The sequence below is a fragment of the Edaphobacter aggregans DSM 19364 genome, assembly GCF_000745965.1.
Taxonomy (GTDB): Bacteria; Acidobacteriota; Terriglobia; order Terriglobales; family Acidobacteriaceae; genus Edaphobacter; species Edaphobacter aggregans.
Genome location: NZ_JQKI01000033.1, coordinates 24390 through 46689 on the forward strand (window position 1 = coordinate 24390; position 22300 = coordinate 46689).

Annotated in this window: 17 protein-coding genes and 1 pseudogene; 9 read left to right on the forward strand and 9 right to left on the reverse strand. The window is 54.9% G+C overall.

Annotated features, from left to right (window positions below):
- Positions 1-5 precede the first annotated feature (5 nt).
- From Q363_RS14585 to mobF, 4 genes are all read left to right on the forward strand, one after another.
- Positions 6-320, forward strand: coding sequence for a hypothetical protein (locus tag Q363_RS14585; RefSeq protein ID WP_051978776.1), 315 nt, complete (start codon positions 6-8; stop codon positions 318-320).
- A 201-nt stretch (positions 321-521) separates the two neighbouring features.
- On the forward strand, positions 522-908 hold the full coding sequence (locus Q363_RS14590; RefSeq protein ID WP_035351413.1) for a hypothetical protein: 387 nt from the start codon (positions 522-524) through the stop codon (positions 906-908).
- A gap of 2 nt (positions 909-910) precedes the next feature.
- Complete coding sequence (locus Q363_RS14595; protein ID WP_035351414.1) at positions 911-2872, forward strand: type IV secretion system DNA-binding domain-containing protein; 1962 nt, start codon at positions 911-913, stop codon at positions 2870-2872.
- A 2-nt stretch (positions 2873-2874) separates the two neighbouring features.
- Entirely contained in the window at positions 2875-5640 is a 2766-nt protein-coding gene (mobF, locus tag Q363_RS14600) for a MobF family relaxase (protein ID WP_035351417.1), read from the forward strand.
- Between the two features lie 29 nt (positions 5641-5669).
- Here the strand turns inward: mobF and Q363_RS14605 are convergent, their stop codons facing one another.
- Positions 5670-5885, reverse strand: coding sequence for a hypothetical protein (locus Q363_RS14605; protein ID WP_035351420.1), 216 nt, complete (start codon positions 5883-5885; stop codon positions 5670-5672).
- Between the two features lie 176 nt (positions 5886-6061).
- Between Q363_RS14605 and Q363_RS14610 the strand changes: the two genes are divergently transcribed.
- Positions 6062-6544, forward strand: a complete 483-nt coding sequence (locus Q363_RS14610) for a YybH family protein (RefSeq protein WP_051978777.1) — start codon at positions 6062-6064, stop codon at positions 6542-6544.
- 50 nt (positions 6545-6594) lie between these two features.
- Here the strand turns inward: Q363_RS14610 and Q363_RS14615 are convergent, their stop codons facing one another.
- The 4 genes from Q363_RS14615 to Q363_RS14630 all read right to left on the reverse strand — a co-directional run bounded on the left by Q363_RS14615 (position 6595) and on the right by Q363_RS14630 (position 12563).
- Positions 6595-9072 carry an AAA domain-containing protein gene (locus Q363_RS14615; protein WP_051978778.1) on the reverse strand — a complete coding sequence of 826 codons (2478 nt, stop codon included), beginning with the start codon at positions 9070-9072 and terminating at the stop codon, positions 6595-6597.
- The gene (locus Q363_RS14620; RefSeq protein WP_035351422.1) at positions 9069-11672 is read right to left on the reverse strand and encodes a DUF4011 domain-containing protein; all 2604 of its coding nucleotides are present in this window, start codon (positions 11670-11672) and stop codon (positions 9069-9071) included. The genes Q363_RS14615 and Q363_RS14620 overlap by 4 nt, the downstream gene beginning before the upstream one ends.
- An 85-nt stretch (positions 11673-11757) precedes the next feature.
- Positions 11758-12246, reverse strand: a complete 489-nt coding sequence (locus Q363_RS14625; RefSeq protein WP_157466893.1) for a hypothetical protein — start codon at positions 12244-12246, stop codon at positions 11758-11760.
- 38 nt (positions 12247-12284) lie between these two features.
- Positions 12285-12563, reverse strand: coding sequence for a hypothetical protein (locus tag Q363_RS14630; RefSeq protein WP_035351425.1), 279 nt, complete (start codon positions 12561-12563; stop codon positions 12285-12287).
- A 154-nt stretch (positions 12564-12717) separates the two neighbouring features.
- Here Q363_RS14630 and Q363_RS14635 point away from each other — a divergent pair.
- Positions 12718-13361 (forward strand): annotated as a pseudogene (locus Q363_RS14635) (SOS response-associated peptidase).
- Positions 13362-13368: 7 nt separating this feature from the next.
- On the opposite strand, the gene Q363_RS14640 reads toward Q363_RS14635, so the two are convergent.
- From Q363_RS14640 to Q363_RS14650, 3 genes are all read right to left on the reverse strand, one after another.
- On the reverse strand, positions 13369-16239 hold the full coding sequence (locus Q363_RS14640; protein ID WP_157466895.1) for a TrlF family AAA-like ATPase: 2871 nt from the start codon (positions 16237-16239) through the stop codon (positions 13369-13371).
- A 203-nt stretch (positions 16240-16442) separates the two neighbouring features.
- A complete protein-coding gene (locus tag Q363_RS14645) occupies positions 16443-17222 on the reverse strand; it encodes a hypothetical protein (protein ID WP_035351429.1) in 780 nt (259 codons plus the stop codon).
- A 155-nt stretch (positions 17223-17377) separates the two neighbouring features.
- Positions 17378-18139, reverse strand: a complete 762-nt coding sequence (locus tag Q363_RS14650; RefSeq protein WP_157466897.1) for a hypothetical protein — start codon at positions 18137-18139, stop codon at positions 17378-17380.
- A 133-nt stretch (positions 18140-18272) separates the two neighbouring features.
- Here Q363_RS14650 and Q363_RS14655 point away from each other — a divergent pair, with 133 nt between their 5' ends.
- A complete protein-coding gene (locus tag Q363_RS14655; protein ID WP_157466899.1) occupies positions 18273-19058 on the forward strand; it encodes a DUF5677 domain-containing protein in 786 nt (261 codons plus the stop codon).
- Positions 19059-19063: 5 nt separating this feature from the next.
- Here Q363_RS14655 and Q363_RS14660 read toward each other — a convergent pair whose 3' ends face one another.
- A complete protein-coding gene (locus tag Q363_RS14660; RefSeq protein ID WP_157466901.1) occupies positions 19064-20524 on the reverse strand; it encodes an LA2681 family HEPN domain-containing protein in 1461 nt (486 codons plus the stop codon).
- Positions 20525-20912: 388 nt separating this feature from the next.
- On the opposite strand from Q363_RS14660, the gene Q363_RS14665 reads away from it, so the two are divergent.
- A complete protein-coding gene (locus Q363_RS14665) occupies positions 20913-21866 on the forward strand; it encodes an ArdC family protein (RefSeq protein ID WP_064742643.1) in 954 nt (317 codons plus the stop codon).
- Positions 21866-22285 carry a DUF6908 domain-containing protein gene (locus Q363_RS14670; protein WP_035351438.1) on the forward strand — a complete coding sequence of 140 codons (420 nt, stop codon included), beginning with the start codon at positions 21866-21868 and terminating at the stop codon, positions 22283-22285. The genes Q363_RS14665 and Q363_RS14670 overlap by 1 nt, the downstream gene beginning before the upstream one ends.
- Positions 22286-22300: the final 15 nt, after the last annotated feature.

Genomic DNA, 22300 nt, shown 5'->3' on the forward strand with positions numbered 1-22300 from the left:
CGTCCATGCCGCTTATTGAAGTAGCCACCAACCGTCAGATCAGTGCCTCAATCCGATTGGAAGAGGCCACCGCAACCCAAGTCGATCAGTACGCGGCCTTTATCAAGGCATCACCCGATGATGTCGTAGACAAGGCCCTTGGCTATGTCTTCTCCAAAGATCGCGAGTTCCAGGACTTCTTGCGGACGGATGCAGCGCGGTCTGTCCCATCTCTTCTACGTGTTCGGAAGACTCCGGTTGTACCCGAGCATTTGACGCCTCCGAAGAAGCCAGCATCCGGGGTGGAGCCACAGGAGTCTGCGGCGGTTCGAAAGGCATGAACCTCCATCGAAATCCGTACCCGGTACCAGCGCGGTGCTGCGCACCGGGTAAAAGTTGAGACTCCACCCCTGAAAGGGTTGCGCTTGGAACCATTCCGGTTCCATTCGGAACCATGCAGAAAACGGAGCAGTTGCAAACGCAGCGTGATTTTCACGTTTCCATCTGCAACCGCGCTCCAGACACAGATTCGGAGGTAAGAAATGCCCACAGATAGATTGGAAATTGAGAGCCATCTCCAGCGCATGAAAGGCCGCGAAAGCCGCAGCCAGAGCATCGCCACACGCTTTACCAGGGCGGAAGAAAAGACGCTGTTACGGGTCGCCTCCGAGCGGGGCATGAACCTCCGCGAATGGTCGCGGGAGATTCTTCTGGCGGCGGCACGCGGGCCACAGCTAAACGATGCGACGGCGTTGTTTGCCGAGATGCAGGGGCTTCGCCTCATCCTCATCAACTCGCTGGAGCCACTTTTGCGCGGGGAGAAATGGAGTGCTGAGCAGTTCAAGGAAATGCTTCGCTACGTGAGATCAAACAAACATCGGGTAGCCGCTGACCTCATGGAAAGCTATCGCAGCGGCGCAGGAGAATAATTATGGCGACGACACAATGGGGCCGGAAAGAGACCGTCATCTTCCCACCACACAGCCCCATCTACACCTATGGCGCGATCTTCCTTTCCCTTGTCGCCGCAGGCTTGTTCGTACACCTGCGCTTCAGCTTCGTGCTCGCACCCTTGCAGCAGTTTTATCTTCCGTACTACCTCCGCACTAGCGTTGCCGGAGTAATGCACAAGACCGACAAGTACCAGTTGCTCGCCGTAGCGGATGAGAAAAACCATGCCCGCATCGTCACGGAAACCGATGTCACATCGGGAGCGACAGCCGAAGCAAACGGCAAACGCATCCCCCTCCAACTCTCGGCAACCGCCCGCGCCGCTGGCTTCCGCTCGCTCTACCGAGGGCCGTCCATCCCATACCAGAACAAGCTTTTGAATGCGTACTTTCAGAGCGCCGTTTATGGAGGTGACACCCTATGGAGCATCTTCAAAATGCCCATCCTTTTCGGCGTGCTGGCACTTGGGTTGCAGCTCCCGTTTTCTATCGCCAAAGATATTCGCCGCCGCAAGGAGATGAAGTATGGACGGCGCTTGAAAGGCCCGTTTCTTGTCTCGCCCAAAGGCTTCAACAAGGCCGTACAAGGCGATGGCATCGGCATCAAAACGGATGACTACGACAAGATGATGCGGATACCGCTCCGAGTCGAAGACCAGCACATCGAGTTGATGGGCGATACAGGTTCAGGCAAGACCAGCCTCATTGTGCAGGTGCTTCGCCAGGTGCAGAGCCGGGGCCACTCGGCCATCGTGTACGACCCGGCCTGTGAGTTCGTGCAGCGGTTCTACGACCCCGACCGCCACGACATCATTCTCAATCCACTGGACCGGCGTTGCCCCTATTGGGGAATAGCGGAGGAATTACGCCGCAAGGCCGAGGCAAAGGCCATCGCCGCATCCCTATACCAACCGACGACCGATAAAAAGGGTGAGTTTTTCGTCGAGACGCCGCAAAAGATATTTGCCCACTTGCTCACCTTCGGGCCATCGCCGCAGGAGCTTGTGCAGTGGATGGCGAACCCCGATGAGATTGACCGCAGGGTGCAAGGGACCGAGATGGCGATGATGATTGCCAAAGGCGCACAACAGCAGCGCAATGGTGTCCTCGCCTCGCTTGGATTGATTGCCGACAGCTTGCGGATGCTTCCCAAAAAGGAGCACGCGAAGCGCACATGGAGCGCGACCGAATGGGCAAAAGAGCGGCAGGGATGGATCTTCATTACCTCGCAGCCGAGTGAGCGCGAGGCGCTCCGTCCGCTCAATAGCCTCTGGATTGATTTGCTGGTATTGCGGCTGCTGAATGCGCCGACAGAGAACCAGCGTCCGGTATGGTTTGTGCTGGACGAGCTTGCAAGTTTGCAACGCTTACCGCAGTTGCATACCGCCATTACGGAGAACAGGAAATCGAAAAATCCGCTGCTGCTTGGCTTTCAGGGAAAGGCCCAGCTTGAAGTCATCTACGGCCATATTGCCGAGGTGATGCTGTCGCAGCCAGCCACCAAAATCTTCCTCAAGACCACGGAGCCGAAGGCCGCTGAGTGGGTGAGCGCCGCTATCGGCAAAGTCGAGATCGAGCGGATGCGCGAAACACATTTCGACGGCTCCCGCGCGGGCAAGAACTTCAGTCTGGATCGTCAGGCCGAGCCGCTTGTCATGGACTCGGAAATATCGGGATTGGACCCGATGCACGCATTCTTAAAGCTGGGAAATTACGTTGCCCGCTTTTCGTTTTCCTATAGCGACCTGCCCAAGACGCAGCCTGCCTTTGAGCCTCGCACGCTGGAGGATGATGAGCTTTCGTTCGACCCCACAACACTCCAGTCACGCAGAGCGGAATCCGTAGAGCAGGACGCCGAGGAAGCAGACATTCCTCCGGAAGAAGACGCAGAGGATGACCCCCAGGCACAGGCGCAGGGCCGGTTCTCCCTCGGAAACGAGTAGCCATGCTGAATATCTCGAAACCGCTCTCGGCATCGCAGGCGCAGACTTATCACGAAAAAGAGTTCACGGCCGCGGAGCAAAATTACTGGAAGCAGGGCGATACGATCTTAGGCGAGTGGCATGGCAGGCTCGCTGGAAAGTTCGGCCTCGCCGGGGTCATCGGCGCAGAGGAATTTGCGCGTCTGAGTGAAGGCGAGCATCCCACCACCGGCGATCAGCTTGTCCAGCACCGCCAGCGGCATGAGTATCAGACAGCGGACGGGAAGACCGTTACATCTGTTGAGCACCGTGCTGGTTGGGACGCCACCTTTTCGGCTCCAAAGTCCGTCTCGCTAACCGCTCTTGTCGGCGGCGATGACCGCGTGCGCGAGGCTCACCGCGAGGCCGTCAATATCGCTCTGAACGAATTAGAAAAGTACGTGCAGGCCCGCATCGGCGGCAACCACACCGCCGAAACCACCGGGCAGTTTGTTGCGGCGAAGTTTGAGCATGACACCGCCCGCCCCGTAGACGGTTACGCCGCTCCGCAGCTCCATACGCATGCGGTCATTTTCAATATGACCGAGCGTGAGGACGGAAGTTTTCGCGCTCTCCAGCCGCAGGGATTATTCGATAGCCAGCAGTTCGCTACCGCCGTCTATCAATCGGAGCTGATGCACCGGCTTCGCAATCTCGGCTACGAAATAGAAGCCGGGCGAAGTGGCGCTCCTGAAATCAAAGGCTATTCGCACGAGTACCTTGATGCCTCCAGTCCACGCAGCCAGCAGATACGGGATTACCTTGAGCGAACCGGCTATCAAGGCCCGGAGGCCGCGCAGATCGCCGCGCACTCCACCCGCGATAAGAAAGAGATTCACTCGCCCGCCGAAGTGCTGGCGGCACACCGGCAGGTCGCCGCTGAGTTCGGCAACCAAGCTGACCGCGTGGTAGCAGAGGCACGGCAGCGCGGACATGGCGAAGAACGGACGCCGGAGGCTTCGCAGCTACGGGCACGCGAGGCTGTCACGTATGCCCGCGACCGCAGCTTTGAGCGCGAGGCCGTCACCGATGAGCGCGACATCTTCCGCGATGCCTTGCGGCGCGGCATGGGAGAAATCACCTACCCAGAGGTCCGCGCCAGCTTCGAGGCGCTAATTGCCTCCGGCGAGTTTCAGGAAGTGTCGGGACAGAAGCACGAAACAGGACGGCAGTTCACCACGCATGAGACCATTCGGGCCGAGCGGTATGTAGTCCGCCGCATGGAGCAAGGACAGAATCAGGCTCCGCAGATCATGTCCATTCAGGATGCCGTTGCTCTCACCGACTCGCGTCCGAAACTCAATGCCGCACAGCGCCACGCAATCGAGCAGATATTAACCTCGCACGATGCGATACAGGGATTGCAAGGCAACGCGGGCGTGGGCAAGACCACCGCCCTGATTGCTGTCCGCGAAGGCGCGGAGCAGCAGGGCTATATCGTGGAAGGTTTCGCCCCAACCTCTCGCGCCGCGCACCAGCTCCGCGATGCAGGGATTGCCGCCGACACCCTGCAAGGCTTTCTGGCCCGTGGTAGCCATCAACCTGGAGGCGACCCCGGCACCCGGCACCTCTATATGGTCGATGAGTCAAGCCTTGCCAGTACCAAGCAGATGCGCGACTTCTTAGAAAGGATCGGCTCTCAGGACCGCGTACTGCTCATCGGCGACACCCGCCAGCACCAGGGCGTCGATGCCGGAAAGCCGTTCGAGCAGCTTGTGCAAGCCGGAATGCACACCGCGCAGCTTGACCAGATCGTGCGCCAGAAAGACCTGGAATTGTTGAGAGCCGTCGAACATCTGTCCAAAGGTGAAATCGCTCCCGGCATTGTTCTGTTGCAACAGCAGGGCCACATCACCGAAATTGCAGATTCGCAACAGCGCATCGAAGCCATTGCGAAGAGTTACGCGGCCCATCCTGAAAACACGATTATCGTCTCGCCCGACAATGCTTCGCGCCGCGAAATCAATCAGGCCGTCCGCGCAGAGTTGCAGGCGCTAGGGATGGTTCAGTCCGCCGATTACACGATGCGCGTGCTTTCGGCGCGCTCCGATATGACCGGAGCCGACCGTGCATGGGCCGCACGCTATCAGGTGGACGACATACTGCATTACCAGCGTGGCAGCAAAGACATCGGCATCGAACAGCGCAGCTATGCAACGGTCGTCGCCACTCATCCGAAAGAAAATCTCGTTACCGTGCAAAAACAAAATGGAGAACAGGTAAGTTATGACCCATCGCGTCTGCGTGGCATCAGCGCCTACCGCGAGATCGAGCGCGAGTTTTCCGTAGGCGACCGGCTGCAATTTACCACGCCGAATCGGGAGTTGCGCGTTGCCAATCGCGACCTCGGCACTATCGAGCAGATCGGCAAAAATGGACAACTCGCCGTTCGCATGGACAACGGTAAGACAGTTTCCTTCGATGGAGAGCGGATGCGGCACTTCGACCACGGCTATGCTGTCACCTCGCACAGCTCGCAGGGACTCACTGCGGAGCGTGTCCTGGTCAACATCGACACTGATGTTCACCCGGAGCTAATCAATTCGCGATTTGCCTATGTCTCCATTTCGCGGGCCTCGCATGAGGCGCATATCTATACGAACAATGCTGCGTCTCTCGGAAGCGATCTTAGCCGCGACGTGAGTAAGAGCGCCGCTCTGGACTTCACAAAAGCGAAAAGCAATGCGGCGGAACAGAGTATCGGGCAACAGAAAGTGCAGAACATGGAAGGCTTGGGGCTATCGCTGTAGCGAAGCAGCCGGTGCCGCAGACTTACACGCTATTGCGCCGTGTGTCGCGCAGTTCGTTCTGTCTTGTGCGTGGAAGTTGTGTGTGTGACCGAATGCCCCGCCGCAATCTGCTTCGCGTTATTCCAGTCTTCAAGAAAAGGGTTCTTACCCTGCATGAAAGAGGATGCGATGTAGCCGAACATAATGAACGAAGCCATCACCAGGACAAAGATGGCAACCGGCTTCCACGGAACGAGTATCAGCATGGTTTCCTCCAGCGACTAGCAGCCCACACTATTTGTCTATTTTATTCCTGTCCTGATAGGAAGCCACTGCAATTCGGGTCCTTCTAGGGAATCCGGAAGGACGATCCCCGCTTGCCGAGTCGAGGAGGGGTTTATCGGCTCATTGCGAAACCGTTGGGATAGACTGGGAGCGCGCTATGGTCACCCGCATTCTGCTCGCCGCTATTCTCTGTCTCATGCCCGCGTTCGCCGCCGCCCAGACCGACACCGGCCCTGGGCGTGACATCGAGGCAATCCACCACCTCATCGAGCAGTACGCCAAAGCTGTGGATACTGTTGATCTGAACCTACTCTCGCAAATCTGGTCTCACTCGCCCGAGGTCTCGTTCATCTATCCACTCGGCGAGGAGCACGGCTTCGATGCTATCGAGCAACAGGTCTTTCAGAACATAATGGGCGGCATGTTCTCGGCACGCGATCTGGAGACGCGCGGTATAGCGATTCATGTGAACGGCAATGCCGGATGGTCGGAATTCCACTGGACTTTTCATGCGACGATGCGGAAAGACGGATCGGCTGTGACCACCCATGGCGTCGAAACCCAGGTCTACCGCAGAGAATCTGGGAAGTGGCGGCTGGTCCACGTCCACTACTCCGAAGACCGCCAGTCCGTCCCCTGAGCATTTGCCTACAACCAATATCTGCAATCCGCGGCTCAATGCCAGACCTCTTACTGCACCTCCAACGCCCGCACGCGATGCAGCAACCGTTCAACTTCTGCGTTACGGTTCTTGAACCAATCCGTGGACCAAATCCGGTGTATCTTCCAGCCTTGATTCTCAAGAGTCATCTGACGGAGCCTGTCTCGATCGCGGGCCGATCGTCCCGAATGATAGCTCTTCCCATCGAACTCAATCCCGAGCAAGAACGCTCCCGGCTTCTTGGGATGCCGCACTGCCAAGTCGATATAGTACCCGCTGACACCCACTTGCGGTACAACGTCATATCCTTGTGCTTTCAGCACTGCCCCTACCGCGGCCTCGTGCTCATTCGATGGCTCCGCACCAGGAGAGACTGCCGGCCTAGCGGAGATTCCATTTTTTGCAAATTGCATATAGCCCTTCAGGGCACGCACGCCCCAGGGGGTACTCGGCTCTGAGCGGATCATGTCTGGATCAAGCGAACTGAATACCACGGTCCGTTTCTTCGCTCGCGTAATCAGGACATTCAGGCGGCGCTGGCCGGTCTGATTATTAATGCCGGAAAATCGCTGGAAATAATTATTCTGAGAGTCCGGCCCATAGGTTACGGAGATAAAGATAACGTCCCTCTCATCCCCTTGGACATTCTCCAGATTCTTGATAAAGAACGGCTCAGGAGTGTTTTCTTTGGTTTCCATCCAACCATTGGAGAACGAGTCCTGCTTCAACTTTATGTCCAATAACTCTTCAATCAGCTCCCGCTGCTCGAAGTTCATGGTCACGACACCCAATGACTCCGAGGGAAAAAGCATGATGTGTTCCAGGATGGCATCGACGACGCGCTCGGCCTCCAAAGGATTTCTGCGGTTCTCGTAAATCCCCTTGGCATTGACGTATTTGACGCCGAGGTCGGTGTGTTCGTGATAGGCGGAAGGGAAGACAATCAGATGATCGTCGTAAAACTCGGAATTGGAAAACGCAATCAGGCTGTGATGCTGCGATCTGTAGTGCCAGCGTAGTCTGCGAACCGGCTGATAGCGGCTCAGTGCGATGTCCAGTATGCTCTCGCCTTCCGCCACTGCGGATTTCTCATCCGCCTCTTCTGCTTCATCATCTATGGTTCTCTGGAAATAGGACGTGGGAGGAAGTTGCTTTGGATCGCCGACGATGACCAGTTGCGCGCCTCGCGCCACTGCCCCCAACGCATCTTCGGGGCGTAGCTGCGATGCCTCATCCATGACAATAAGATCAAACGATAACTGCCCCGGAGCCAGAAACTGAGCTACAGACATCGGACTCATCATGAAGCAAGGTTTCAACCCTTGAACGGCTCGTGCGGCCCGAAGCATCAATTGTCGGATGGGAATGTGAGCGCGCTGTTTTGCAATCTCGTGTTGGACCAGCGCAAGGTCCGTAGTGTCCTTGACGACGGAACCGCGAATACCTGACGGGATGGGACGACGACTCGCACGATGAGCTATATCAAGTTGGCTGAGACTTATGACAGATTGATCGAGAGATGCGAACTGAGAGCGAACTTCCTCATGCGTAACTCCGCTAAGACGCCACAGGTCAGGATGCTCATTGAACAGCCGCCGCAGAAGCGTGTCACAGAACAGATATTCAAACGAACTCACCAGCGCATCATGCTGAAGTGACCCGTTCAGGCACAAAGTAACAAGATAGTCGAGTCCTCCGGTGCCCAACTGCTTCGCGGAACGCTGCGCATCAATCCAGATCGGAAGTAACGTTTGCGACTCTCGACACCGTTCAATTGAGGCGACCGCCTTTTGCAAAGCAACTACCGATGTGCGCTTGGCGAAAGGAATCTCAGAATGAAGCGCGCCGATGACATCCCGCTCCGAGACTGCCAAAGCATTGCCGTTGTCGCTAAAATCCTTGATCCACTCTCGAAGCCATTGAAGTCTTACGAGAAATTCACTCGATGACAGCCAACTACGGACTTCCAAGGGAAGATTGGATACACCAATGGCGCGAACGATAGAGAGTGCACGAGCAATCGGAGTGGGTGAGGTTGCAACCCCTTTATAGTGATCCCCCAAAATGCTCCTTGCTTCGTGATTGTTATTGAGCGAATCACGCAGGGCGCGAGCCGTGGCAATGGAATCGAACAGCTCCAGGACGTGGGTTTTGGTCGCCGATTCTGGAAGCTGGATCGGCCGCAGAATCTCCAGCAGCTCCGCGGACACCGACACGATGGACCGCACTTCTTCTAAGAACACGTCTACTTCTGCGTCTACGTGCTCGAACTTGAGATTGGGAACACGAGAATGTAAATCTGTGAGCAGATGCAGCGCATCCTCTAGTTCTTCCGGGAGCGGCAAACTTCCGCTTGCGACGCCGAGGATGCTTCTCAGCCGTGTTGCCGGCAACGTCAGCAGTGAGGATCGAACTTCGGAGGCAAAGACCTGGTGCTCAGGCAGGCGAACAAAGACCTCTTCATGCCATTTCGTCACCACGATGAGATCATCCCAGGAGGTCGTCAATCCGGTGAAATGTTCTCCCAGTTGCGTGGGTACTCGGCCTTGCTCGAAAAGGCGTCTATCTTTGCCCGGCTATGTGCAAGCAGTCGCAAGCAGGCTGCCTTTTGGCTGCGCGTTCGCTTTGCGCTCGAATGGCAGTGAGTCTTGTAGACCGTTCCCGCATGGCGATACGCCTTACTGAGCCTGCCGTACCAGGGGGTGTTGTCCAGCGTTGCCGCAGCTTCCAGCTGTTCGGCAGAGGTGGCTTCGCTATCGACTACGAAATGCTCCGAGAGGCTGTCTCTCTCCGTCAGGAGGGCGGTACATTCTTTTTGTCCGAGTTCCAGAAGATGAGCCAGGCCGTCTCTTGCAAAGTCTGGACCGCGCAAATGTGCGAGATGGAGTGGAGCCGTGGTCAATAGTTGCCGCGCAGCAACTAAGTCGGTAACGCACCTTAACGTAAAGGACGAGCGCACCCCTAAAGCCTGACTCAAATCACTGGTTGCGCTGTTGGCGCGGGCGACGTGTTTTTCCGAATCAGAAAGAGACTTTGCTAAGGCCCGCAGGCTATCCATCGAATAGTCGGATAGGCCAAGGTCACGTAGCTTCTCGTCTTGTTTCTGAAATCGGGCCGGGATATTACTATCCAACAGCGCATCGCCGCCTGGCAGAGAAGAGAGCAGGGCGGTATACCGTTCGCAGGCACCTAGAAAGTGTTCTGTCGCCGCAAACCGGTTCTGTTCGGACAAGGTGCCGAGAAGGTCATAGTGGCAATCCTTGTCTCCATTGGGAATATTCGCTATCCATTGATCGACGCCGGTGAGCCAGTCGCCAACATCCACCTTTAATTCGACTGCAGCGGCCTGTGTGCCGAACCACTGATTTACGGTTCCCAGCCACTCGGTGACATCCACAGATGCGTGCAAGAACGTGCGGTTCAGGGCTTCGATGAGAGCGATGCGCCGGGTACATTGACTGCTTAGCGCGGGCAGAGCAGCCAATAACCGTTCTTGGTCAGCAAGACTTAGCTCTATATTGGGAAGCCAGCCCCACGGGTTCTCTTTCTTCTCGACAGCTCCCCCAGCCTCAGACATCCGACGCAGATGGGCGGCATACGTCAGTACCATGTCTTTGCGTTCGTGCAGCGCCCGATAGTCCCAGGTATATGCCTCGGGAAAAGAAGCGGTACTGATGTCTCGTAGGGTCTCTGGTATCCCTTCCCGTAGTGCGTCGCGCTGCCAGATCAGCTCGAACGGCGTCCTTCCGATGGCCCCGTAGGGTGTATTCAGCAGCGAAACATATTTAGTAAGTTCGTCGCGCTTATAGTTCAGGAGTCCTTGTTTGTGGGCAAGCGTGGTGGGCGCTGAAAACCGGGTGGATGCTTGAATCCGATCTTCGAGTGATTTCAGCAGGCTCACCTTACTTGTCTTGTGGCTGTGCAGTTCGAGACAGAAATCTCCCAGGCCACAGTTATCGAGACGGCGTTTTACGACATTCAGCGCCGCCATCTTCTCCGCCACAAACAGAACACGCTTTCCGTTGCCAATCGACGCTGCAATCAGGTTTGTGATCGTTTGCGATTTACCTGTACCCGGAGGGCCTTCGATTACCAGATTCTTTCCTCGCGCTGCATCAATCAGTGCGCTATGTTGCGAGCTGTCGGCGTCGCAAACGATAGCGGGCACGTCGCCTTTGATGGCTTCTTCGTCAATATCAAATTCCGTTGCGAAAGATAGACCTTCGGCAGTGCTGCCAGAAAACATATCGACCAGTCGGGGATGCCTGTCTAAAGGCACATCGGACGGCCAGCGCTCCGCGTCCAGGTCCAAGTACATCAGAAGTTTGCCGAAGCTCAGAAGCGCGAGGGAAACCTGCCGGCAAATTCGCCAGTCGCGTTTCTGCTTCAGGATTGGAGCGAAACGCTCGAAATACTGCTCTGGCGTTTCCCCTTCCTCGATATATGGCATCTCCAGCCCGAAATCGCGCCGCAGCTTCTCGACAAGGGAAAGATTCGTAGTCAGATCCTCGCCGGTGTACTGTAGGCGAATCGAACGGTCCTCTTCTTTGGACTTCGGAGTAATCAGGGAGACAGGGATAACGAGAAGGGGAGCTTGGCGTATCTGTGTCGAGTCATCCGACTCGCGCCATTCTAGAAAACCGAAAACCAGATGCAGAATGTTTGCACCCGATTCTTCGATGGCGGTCCTGGCACTGGTTCCAATCTTACGGATGATGGTTTCAAAATCTTCCTGGTAGTACAGAACAGGCAGACATGCCGTTTGTCCGGTGCCTTTCACCAGATCGTAGGAGGTTGACCATCCAATTGCTTCGGCAAAGTCCTTTGCCGCAGGCTTCTCGCCCAACTCCGCAATGTGCTCTTTGCTCGGCTCCGGGACCGGGACAAACGGAAACCTTTTATCGTCTAAAAGGCTCTGGTACACGGAGTCAAGATCGACATCAACAGTTCTGAGTGACGACCTCGCATGCCGAAAGCTAATCAACTTGTTTCGATTGGTAAGGTCGAGAAGACGCCGGCGGATGTTCTCCAACCCCCGCCGCACCAATTCTGCCTGCGCTAGATCGACTGTTCCTACCTGTTTTCTGTCTGTACGGGCTTCGGGCATAGGAATTTGCTCTGTTCATGCACCTTGAAAGGGGTAATCTGCGACTCCTCATCATAGAACGCAGGAGCAAATTCCTTATCTTTTCTTACAAGGGAACGCTGCTGGGCCTCCAAAGCTGTGCACGTTCTTGGAGCAGGGCGTCAATTTCCTTGTCTTTAACCTCAAGGACCCCCAACGACCGCTCCAGATCGTTCGTCAGACACCACTCCATATATTTGCCAAGGCTGCCGGAATGTTTGACGTGTAGGTAGAACGTCCCTAGCGCCGGATAGCCTGACCCTCCGGTATACCGTTCCCAAGCGGCTTTCTTGGTCATGCCAGCAAAGAGTGCCAGCCATTGGAGAAGATAGCGTTCTGTCGTCAGTTGCTGTGCTCGCTGCAAAAGCTCGTCCCTTTTCTTCTCGCGCGCCTGTTCTACTTCGATTTCCCGTTGCTTTTTCTGTTGGCATTTAGGACAGTGGATCTCAGTTGAACTCTGGGTTCGATTCCAGTCGTCCATCTCGAACGTAAATGTCTCTGTCCCTTCACCACATTCGCAGGGGGCGGTTTCGGTCCGCATGATCTCCCAACTCATCGTCTTGTCCTCATTCGATACCATCCATCCTTTCATTTTCAGGGGAGGGGAGGAAGGTTTCTCCCTGCTTGCAGTCGTCGATGCCACTGGCGTCTTCCGCCGCCCATCTTCAGCGGGCATATTCCTGCGCTGCGGGTCTTAATGAAAGTCATGCGAGCGACTGCAACAATGGAATCGCCGGTCGCCTGCCGCAATCCGTCGATAGGCCAGAACTTCAGACCTTCCGGGGCCTGCTTTATCTTGAGCGTCAGCGCTGCGGGCACCCGTTTTTCGAGTGCGGTTTCGACCTGAAGGCGGATTGCTGCGGAGGCGGACATATCGGTATATTCGCTTTATGTTCGCCTGACGCTGCGGGTCGCTGTCAAACGGCATCTGAACCTCTTCTTGTGCAGAATCCGGCTAACCGCTTGTTGACAATGTGTTTGTTGACTGTAAGATTTTCTCTTTGGAAGACTTACACTTAGCTCATGTGTGGCCGCTACCGCCGCAAATCCGACAAGCAGCGCATCGCCGACGCCTTCGAGGCAACTGCCGGTCTCGACGAGCTCGACCTCAGTTCCGGACGACGATATTGCGCCTGGCTCCGTCCAGCCCGTCGTCTCCGTCAATCAGGACGGCGAGCGCCAGCTCGAACTCATGCGCTGGGGATTCAAGCTGCCCGACCGCCTTCTCTTCAACGCCCGCTCAGAAGGCATCGAGACCTCGAAGTTCTGGAAGGATGCTTTTCTCAAAGGCCGCGTCATCGTTCCTGCGGACTCGATCTTCGAATGGAAGGAGGTGCCAAAGGGCCAGAAAAAGCCGAATTACGAATTCACGCTCACAGGGCGGAGCCCTTTGGCATGGCGGGTGTCTGGAAACTCTGGAAGAACCCGAAGACCGATCAGTGGGAGCGCACATTCGCCGTTATCACTGGAGAGCCGAATGAATTGATGGCTCCCATTCACGACCGCATGACGACCTTTTTGGAGCCGCGCGATTACGCAGAATATCTAGGGAGCACCGAGAGGCCGCCTCTTCATCTACTTCGCATTCTGTCTGCCGACGAGGTGAGAGCAACGCTAATCAACAAATCCGCCATCACCAATGAACAGGTGAGCTTGTTTGACAGCCAATGACACGGCTCTACGTTTCACTTTGGTATTTCTGATCGCGATGCACGAACGCCGGTCGTGTACCTTCTAGCACCGTAATACTAAGAAGGTTCGTTGTCGGGTTCTCGATCGAGCCAGAAGTGTAGGTCACCTTGTTGCGATTGTTCTGTTTGTCGATCTGCGAGTGAATGATCTGGTCGGCGTCGCACACGACCGCCAAGTTCGGATTATGAGTGACGACAATAACTTGACGGCGATTCCGTGCCTCACGCAGGCAAGCAACCAACATGTCGTAGACCGTCTGATTATCAAGATTGTCTTCCGGCTGGTCGATGATGAGCGGAATGTCCCGGCGGTCTATCAGCAAATAGAAAATTAGCAGCAGAGTTCCGCGTTCGCCCGGCGACAGCTCATCAATGTTCTTCCCGGCCCATTTGAGTTGATACTTCGGCACGAGGTACGACAGGTCGAAAATCGCATCGAGGAGTGCAACCGGGTCAATACCCTGCCGGAGCTGTTCAATCAGCGGGTACGAACTGTGCGGTGTAGAGCGAAAGTCGATCTCGAAACGACTCATCAGGTCAGAACTGAACTTCGTGACACCTGCCGAGGTTTGGAGATCGGCTTGTTCAATTAATTCCTTGAGAACACGCTTGCCATCATCAACCCCGCAAAACGTTCCTTTTCGTCCCTGATTCACCTTCGCTAGAATGATCTCTTCCCAGCGAGAAGCGATGATGCTGGCATCGAACTCCATCTGGAACTGACTCTTCGCCACTTGATGACTCATGATGAATATCTGCACAGGATGATAGAGCGCCCGATAAATGCCGACCGTGGCCTCAATCTGCGTGAAGATCTCCTTCACCTTTTCTGTACGAGCCGTCCGCGCTGCAGCCAGTTGATTTGGAACATCGTTTAATTCCTGAATCTGTGTTTCGACGTAAGCGAGAGTATCTCGCGCGGTAGCTTCACCAACGATCTCGGCCCGGCGGTCCGTCCACACGCGCAATGCCTCACCGTACTTCTGATACGCGCTGTTCGGCGCGTCAAGTTGTTCCGTCAATGAATCGATTATGTTCTTCAGCGTTTGCAGTTCTGTGTTCGCCGCCGTGATCTTTTCGTCTTCCTCTTCAAGCAGTTTATTTGCCCCATCGTTCGCGACCGTCACCGCTGACTGATTTTGCGTCACTGTCACCAGCGACGCCGGATCGATACCTAGAACCTTGCAATCATTCTCCAAGTTCCGCAACAACGCCTGGTACGTAGACGTGAAGTTCTGCAACAACTGGATGACCCGTGCTGCGCTGGCGACCTGGGTCGCGGCCGTCTTCTTCACGCCGTCCGATGCACGGATTGTCGCCTGAAAAGCGTCGCGTTTTTGGTTGGCCTCCGCGATCTGCTGACTGATGGCCTCCATTGCCGCCTGCTGGGCGGGGTCAGTCTCCGGTTTCAACACCTCCGCTGGCTTCAGATCGTCGTGCGCTTTGAGTTCGCGCTCTTTGCTCGCTTTCAAATTGAGCAAAAGTTGCCGGTTCGCGGCTGATGAGCGACCTTCGAGTTCCAAAATCCGCACATTGATCTCGTGCAGCTCGGTACGCAGTGTCGTGATCCGTTCTTCAATGGGCTCGGTCTGGAAGCGAATCAGATCATCCAGCGATTCTGCGTTCAGCTTCTTGTGTTCCGCGACGTGCGAGAAAATGACCGATTTCAGTTCTGCATCGAACTGGCTGCCCGGCGTATTGTTCACTTCGTTGCAGATTTCTTCGAGATAGCTCTGCGGGATGTAGGAGACATCGCGCGGCATGTCAGCGTCTGTCGGCTCCGAGAGTTTTCGTATCACCGAGTGCCCGTTCCGCCAGATTAGCGTCGCCTCAAACTCACGTGCCTTGTTGTTCTTGGCCTGTCGAAATTTGCGATCGCTCAAAAAGGAGAACGATTCCGCGGACTCGCAGTTACCCAACAGGCCAATGGCTTCAGCAAGCGCCGTTTTGCCGCTACCCTTATTGCCGATGATCGCAACCAGCCCGGGATTGATCGGCACAAGGCCATCGAACCACTCTTCGTTCAGCTTGGAATTCGCCACTTTTTCGAAGCTGATGCTCTGGATATACTTCGTTGGGTTGGCATCGATCCGAGTCATCTCTGGCGGCTCATCCCCAATATACGCGCGGTGCGGATCACTCTTGAGCTGCTGGAATGTACGAAAACTGGGGTCTCCCTTAATCCAGCAATACGCCTTTGGCAGATAGGAGGAGATATTGTGGTTATCCGAACCCATGATGAGAGGGAGCCGGTGCTTGATGCTGGGAAATACCGTCTTCTCGTATATTTCCCGATCGCCCACTTGTCCAAGCTCTAGGATGTCGATGTGGGTGCGTGCCAGATCGGCCTTAAACTCCATTTTGAATTTTGTGTTTCCGACGTTTTCGATGGAATTGGTCTTCTTGCCGGCATGAACCGTAACGATCCCACCCAATTCGTGAATCTTCTCCGCGCCGTCAGTGAACGGCACATAGATTTTTTCGTCGCCGCCCTTTTTCTGAATGTCCTCTGTCGTCAGTTCGAGCTTGCCACTCAGCTTTGTCCAGAGGTCCGCTAGGTTGGCGTCCTCTGGGAAGATCCCGATGTAGTGAACCGTCTCCTTGCCACCGAGTTCGGAACGAAACTCAATCCCCGGAAGCACGGTGAGTTTGTCGCCGCCCAGCTTTTGCAGTTCCTTAATGCGATCCACATCTATCGTGTGGTGATCCGTGATCGCTACCACTTCCACGCCCGTAGCGAGGAGTCCGTCGACAATTTGCTGATTCGTGAGACTTTTGTTGTCGTAGTCGTAAGATGCTGGGGTATGAAAGTGCAAGTCCCACTTTCCCCACATAGAACCAATAGCACGAAAAGCCACGTGTGCCTCCAAAACTTACTCGACAGGCATTCCGAAGAAGGCATAGATGTCTGCAATGATTCCTATATCCTACGCCGTGGTGGAGGGAGGAGGTTTTCCTCCGCGCTGCGACCCCTGCACGGTCTCCGCTCCCAGTTCAGCGGGCATGTTCGAGACTGCTATAAAACTCTATTCACGGCACCGTTCCAGCTAACCCCGTTGTCTTATGAGGCAGACACCGTATCGCCACTTTCGTCAGCGGAGATGAAGTCTAGGAACCGTTCTCCAAAATCCGATATGCTCCGTGTCGTGAATGGAGCTTTCTCAAAATACTTCGAAAACGCGTCAGCAAGCCCCCGCGCATAACGCTCCGGTGACTGGGATGACGTTGGAGTAACGGGAACACTCAGATCAAATTTCCTAAGCCCATGCACTTCACGGATCAGGCCGAATCCCACCAGCCGAGCAACGCTAGGTTTCGCGATTTCTTTAAATGAAAGACTGCGATAAGGTTCAGGCAATTTTTTGGCCGCCGAGATCGCTTTGAGAAGTTTCAGATCTTCCAGACTGAGATCGCGGAGCGTCCTAACGTACTGCTCCGTATCGTCCTCCTTGAAATCGCTGCTCCCGCTGTTGGCAAGAGCGTCCCCAAACATCTTCAATTTCTCTTTCTGATGGGTCGCGTGAAGTCTTTCGAGAATCAGCGTCAACAAGGAATGAAACTCTTCGGATTCGTAATAATTCATGTCGGGAATCCGGTCCTCGATTCGCTTCTGTTGAGCGTGAAGTTCGGTAGCTACTTGAAGGAAGCGTTCCTCAAAGCGAGCGGGACTGTTACTCAGGAGGCTCGTTAACATCTGGGCGACAAATGGCATTTGTGCAAATGCCGCCGCGACGCCAGCAGACAATCCCAATCGGGCTAATCGGTCAGGCAGATAGGATTCCGCTTCCTTGTCTTCCTTGGCTCGCTGGATCACAACGCCAACCGGATCATCAATCGCCATAGCATTCTCCAATTCAAGATCTTATCCCGTCGAATGGTACGAGGAGTGTTTAGTCTGAAATTGCGCTTCTGATCGACTTGGGCGTTTGTCAGGAATAATGCAACCGCAGCCTGAATGAGCATCACGGCGCTTGGGCAGGCCATAACTTCGGAGCATCATTTGATCCAGCGGGAAATGAGACTCGCCACATGCGGGTATTGTTGATGGATCTTCTCTGCTAGATCACCCGCTGTATTCATCAGCGTTGCCCATTTCTGCAACTTGTCTACAGAATTCGCACCTCGAGCATGTGCATTACGTAGCTCTAGCGCAGCGGTCTGCAATTCAGAGTTTCCTTCAGAGATTCGGTCAATATCGTGAAGAAGCTGTGTAGTGATGTTGTTGGTTGTCTGAACAGTTGAGTTGATATATGCGTTGCCAACCGAACCATTGAAAATATTGTTTGTTGTATTTCCTCCAGCAGTGCGCTTTGCTTGGATTGTTTTCATCTTCAACTCCCGAAGTCTATTAGTGCCTTCTCTCACAAGCTGCGCCGCGAGCCGTTGACGCTCTCTTGCGTACGCACCTTGAACGGCTTGGACCTGATGCCCTTTAATCGCCGGCGGAAATTGCAGTTGATTGGGACCAGCCGTGAGACTCCAAAACTCTTTAATCATGTCCGCTTCAAAGGCCGTATCAATTGAGTAATCCCAGATGACTACGGATTCGATGTATTTCTCAATTGTCCTGCTGAGACGAAACTTCATCGAATATAATGCTGCATCCTTGTAGGCAATGGTTGTGGCCGCGGCGTTGTGTGTAGAACGCGCCTTGTATAGAATTTCACGTTTGTGCTGCTCGATCTCATCAATGGTTTTCTCATACACTTCGACCATGAGTGAGTGCAGATGTTTTTTGAATTCTGCATTAAGTGGCATAACCTTCACCTTCGCGAAGCTCTAGCACAGTGCGCCACGCCTGTATTTGGAGCCTTGACGTGTGGAGCTCGAAGTATTCGCTATCGTAGGAATAGAATACGTCGTATTCGCAGGACATCTTCGGAGCCATCGTTTGAATCTCGAATCTGCCTTCAAAAGTGCAAAGAGCAGCGTTGCTCCAACCATTCTTATGGTCGAAGAAACCGCTGCTTCGATCGACGAACACCCCACATTTTCGCCTCGGAAGAAGAGTTTCTTGTGCCGGAGTCTCCTTCGAGGAGGCCAAACCCTTGCTTCCGTTGATCTATTAGCGACCCACTACCGATATCAGGATATGTGGGTGCTCTGCCGGATCATCTGCGAACTCATGATCAACTCCAGCTACTTGCAAGTTGCGCCTGAAAGTGAATTCCAGCGTTGGTCGAATTACGACATCTGGACTGACGAAAGATTAGTGTCCAATCTGGCATCATCGGTGCCTGAATTCGAAGCGGAGCTGAATCAAAGAGAGCTGGAGTGGCAACGCGAACAGAGGTGCACGCTCGAAAAGAGCCAGTTATATAAAGGCTGTGGCAACAGTTGGAGTAAGAAAACCTTGGAACAACGTGCCAAGGTTGTAGACGATGTGCTCAAACTTGAGCGCGACACCTTTCAGCTTCTCTGTCGTCTGACGGTGAAGATCGGAAATGGTTTTGTGCACGTATCACCTAAAGGAATCGGTCCTCAAAGAACTCCAATTGTGTCTCCACGGGAGCCTTCGCCTGCTGATATACAAGCTGCAACCCAAGCGCTTTCTATGTCGGCTACTGCGGTTTATGCGGGCCTCAGTTTTACTCGGGCTCACGCTGGTCTTTCTGAGCATCTACTAGCGAATCGTTTTGGCGACGCACTACGAGTAGCCTTCGGCGATTCAATATGAAACCGTTACTTGAGGATGGGAAGCTCGATACCGGGAACAATGCCATCGCGCTTTGAATCCCTGTCTACTTCTTCTTGTTGCATCGAGAAAGCAAGGTACATAAGCGCGGAGCGAGCTAGTTTGAGAATGTATAGAGCATGGTTCTCGAAGTCAGCCAACGTCAAGGTCTCGACGACGCCCATTGGGTCATTTCCATTCATCTCGCGAAGGACGAGGCTACGATGCTCTAACAGATTTCGGAGGCGTTTGAGTTCAGCTGCCTGTGGCGCAATGGAATCCTGATCCGCGGGTTCCTCGCCAACAATGTCCAACGCCAACCAGTAAAGACCGCGCAGGGGCACATTTTTCTTTTGAAGGAATTCCGGTCGGAGATCACCTTTTTTGGTATGCCAGATGTTGCGGATGTCCACCCTTTTCGGGTCCATACCCAGCTTGTAATAGGCGTTAATGAATCCGGCTATTTTGTCTAAAAGACTAAATGCTGTCCGAAAAGCGGTGCGCAATTTCTCAACCTGAATGCCGAACGCCGGATAGTCCAGGGTGTTAACAAGGGAAACGTCTTTGTCGGCGAAGTGTTTCCGCATCGGCTTGGTGCCTTCGTATAAAAACCAGCGCGCTCCCACATACTCCTGTTTCATCTGGTTGAACCATGCGATGAACTCCGGCGGATCACCCAAAGAAGCAGCATGAGACGGAAGATTCATGCGATCGGTAGCAGCGATTGGATGGGGACCAATCATTTGAAGCGGATTCAAAAAGAGATTGTGGTTCAATGACCAGCGTCGGTAGTGTTGCTCGTCTTTCGAGCGCCCCTGTGAAAACGAGTCCAATGAGTTTTTGGCAATCGTCTTCGCGGGATCGATCTTGCCTTCAATATGGACAGCGATCTTTGCGAAGTAGTCGGCGGCAGATGGATCACCGCTTTCCCAGGTAACGCCGGGTTCCAAGGCCGCCTTCAATCTTGCGTGAGCGTATGCCGCGATAAGCCGGACGTGTCCTCTATCGGGGACGGCGGGCAGCAAGGCGTGCATAGCACTGCCCCGATTGCCAAGGGCCATCGCAAACTGGGGAACACGCTCCAAGGCAGCGTCATAGAGTTCGATTGCCTCAAGTCCTCTTCCCAGCGAACTCAGGCTATTGGCCAAATTCGTCAAGATCGAAGCCTGCGATGTGGGTGCCAGACGGATGAAGCTTGGATGACTTGCTGCACGGCGCAGGTAAAGGATTTGTCGTTCTCGGTGCGGTTGACGCCATTCCCAACTGCATGGATCAGAGAGGTCCTGTAAAGCCGCTTGAATATTGCTGCGAAAATACCAAATGTACGCCGCGTAGTCCGAGCCTTGATCCTCGCAATACTCTGCCGCTTTCACATCCAACGCCTCAAGCTGGGTGCGATTTCGCGCATCCATCGCAGTGTTGATGTCGGCACCGAATCGTTCGAGGTCTTGATAGGTAAAGGATGACATCTCGGTCGTTCCTTCCATTCTAGTGGGGAGGAGGGTTCCTCCCCTGTCTCCAGCCGCATAGCGTCTTCCGCCACCCCCCTCAGCGGGGAGGTCCACCCTCCCCGCAACGCCCCACCGCGACGAACAACAACAAAAGCCTGCTAAGGGGAGCTTCGCCCCTCGCGCCCGCAAGGAGTCTCCCCAGGCTTCCGCCGCTGCGCTCTGTGCAGCCCTCCGCTGCGCTTCGCCCTTTCCACTTGCCGCTACCGCTCACGTTCCAAGGGTGGGTGATCCCCCTCTCCTTGCAGTTGCTACCCCCCACCTTCGCCAGGAGGCGTTCGGCATGTACATGCCGCGTTTCAACGCAGACGTGCAACAGCAACAGCAACCGCGAGGGAGGAAGCAAGCGATGAAGAAGCCAAGCACCAGCAGCAGACCGAACATCTACCAGACCGTTACCGACCGCATTCTCTCCAGCCTCAAGGCTGGCGTCATTCCGTGGGAAAAACCGTGGAAGGCTCCACGCGTCGCAGGCGGGCCGTTCCCGCGCAACTTTCACACCGGCAAACCTTACCGGGGCATCAATGTTCTCTTGCTTTGGTCTAGTCAGTACAGTTCTCCATTCTGGCTTACGTTCAGACAGGCGCAGGAGCTAAAGGGCAGCGTTCGCAAAGGGGAACGGGGAACCCCGATTGTCTTCTTCAAGCAGCTTCCCGAACACGCAAGGAAAGGCGACGAAAGCACCGGCGAAGACGAGCGCGTCCCCTTCGTTCTCTGCCACTACACCGTCTTCAATGTGGAGCAGTGCGACGGCCTCACTCTGCCTGAGATCGAGCAGCCCACGAACGCGCCAGAGATCGACGAGGACGAAATCTGCGAAAGCATCGTGAGCGGATGGGAGAACCGTCCCGCGCTGCATCTGACCAGCACCACCGAGTACCGGGCTTACTACCGGCCCAGCACGGATTCCGTTCACATGCCCGCCCGTTGCCGCTTTGTGGATGCACCCCACTATTACAGCACCCTGTTTCACGAACTGGTCCACAGCACAGGGCACGAAAACCGTCTCAATCGCACCTTTGGCGACCACTTCGGAGATGAGCTTTACAGCAAGGAGGAACTGGTAGCCGAGATGGGAGCAGTCTTTCTCTGCGCAATCGCGGGCATCGCCAACGAGCATACCGACCGCAACACAACCGCATACATCCAGAACTGGATTGCCAAGCTGGAAGCGGATAACCGGCTTGTCATTCATGCTGCCGCCAACGCACAACGAGCGGCGGATTGTATTCTCGGCGACACCTTCGAGGTAACGACTGAGACGACAGAACATGCCACCGACGCATTCGCGGAGGTGGCGTAATGAAGACCATTCTTCGCATCCTTGAGCAGGCCGGAGGCTACCGGCCCACGCTCTACCTCAAGATAGAAAACCCGCCCTATATGGCGCTGGTGATCGAGGCTACACCGGAGCCGGGGCCGATTGGATTGACTGCTATTTCCATAGCCCACTACGGCGAACAGATCGGCAACCTCATGCGCGACCCGGAGATGTGTTTCGAGTTGAGCAAGCCGCCGCTGTGCAGCTTGGAACTTGTGGCGTACTACTGGCGCAACGACTACATGGGTGTGGAGCAGTATTCCCGCTATATCGATGGAGCAAATTACGTCTTCGTTCCCAACCTCTACGAACAACACCAGAAGTTCGCTGCCTTGTGGGACAGAAACCTCCGCGCCCAGGGCTTTTTGGAAGCGTTCACGGACAAGTGCGTTCGTGGCTAGTCCGCTCCACCTGTG

Bases quoted from the DNA above. Each gene is read 5' to 3' on its own strand.
- Q363_RS14585 (WP_051978776.1), top strand. From the start codon at position 6: ATGCCGCTTATTGAAGTAGCCACCAACCGTCAGATCAGTGCCTCAATC.
- Q363_RS14590 (WP_035351413.1), top strand. From the start codon at position 522: ATGCCCACAGATAGATTGGAAATTGAGAGCCATCTCCAGCGCATGAAA.
- Q363_RS14595 (WP_035351414.1), top strand. From the start codon at position 911: ATGGCGACGACACAATGGGGCCGGAAAGAGACCGTCATCTTCCCACCA.
- mobF (WP_035351417.1), top strand. From the start codon at position 2,875: ATGCTGAATATCTCGAAACCGCTCTCGGCATCGCAGGCGCAGACTTAT.
- Q363_RS14605 (WP_035351420.1), bottom strand. From the start codon at position 5,885: ATGCTGATACTCGTTCCGTGGAAGCCGGTTGCCATCTTTGTCCTGGTG.
- Q363_RS14610 (WP_051978777.1), top strand. From the start codon at position 6,062: ATGGTCACCCGCATTCTGCTCGCCGCTATTCTCTGTCTCATGCCCGCG.
- Q363_RS14620 (WP_035351422.1), bottom strand. From the start codon at position 11,672: ATGCCCGAAGCCCGTACAGACAGAAAACAGGTAGGAACAGTCGATCTA.
- Q363_RS14625 (WP_157466893.1), bottom strand. From the start codon at position 12,246: ATGAGTTGGGAGATCATGCGGACCGAAACCGCCCCCTGCGAATGTGGT.
- Q363_RS14630 (WP_035351425.1), bottom strand. From the start codon at position 12,563: ATGTCCGCCTCCGCAGCAATCCGCCTTCAGGTCGAAACCGCACTCGAA.
- Q363_RS14645 (WP_035351429.1), bottom strand. From the start codon at position 17,222: ATGGCGATTGATGATCCGGTTGGCGTTGTGATCCAGCGAGCCAAGGAA.
- Q363_RS14650 (WP_157466897.1), bottom strand. From the start codon at position 18,139: ATGCCACTTAATGCAGAATTCAAAAAACATCTGCACTCACTCATGGTC.
- Q363_RS14660 (WP_157466901.1), bottom strand. From the start codon at position 20,524: ATGTCATCCTTTACCTATCAAGACCTCGAACGATTCGGTGCCGACATC.
- Q363_RS14665 (WP_064742643.1), top strand. From the start codon at position 20,913: ATGAAGAAGCCAAGCACCAGCAGCAGACCGAACATCTACCAGACCGTT.
- Q363_RS14670 (WP_035351438.1), top strand. From the start codon at position 21,866: ATGAAGACCATTCTTCGCATCCTTGAGCAGGCCGGAGGCTACCGGCCC.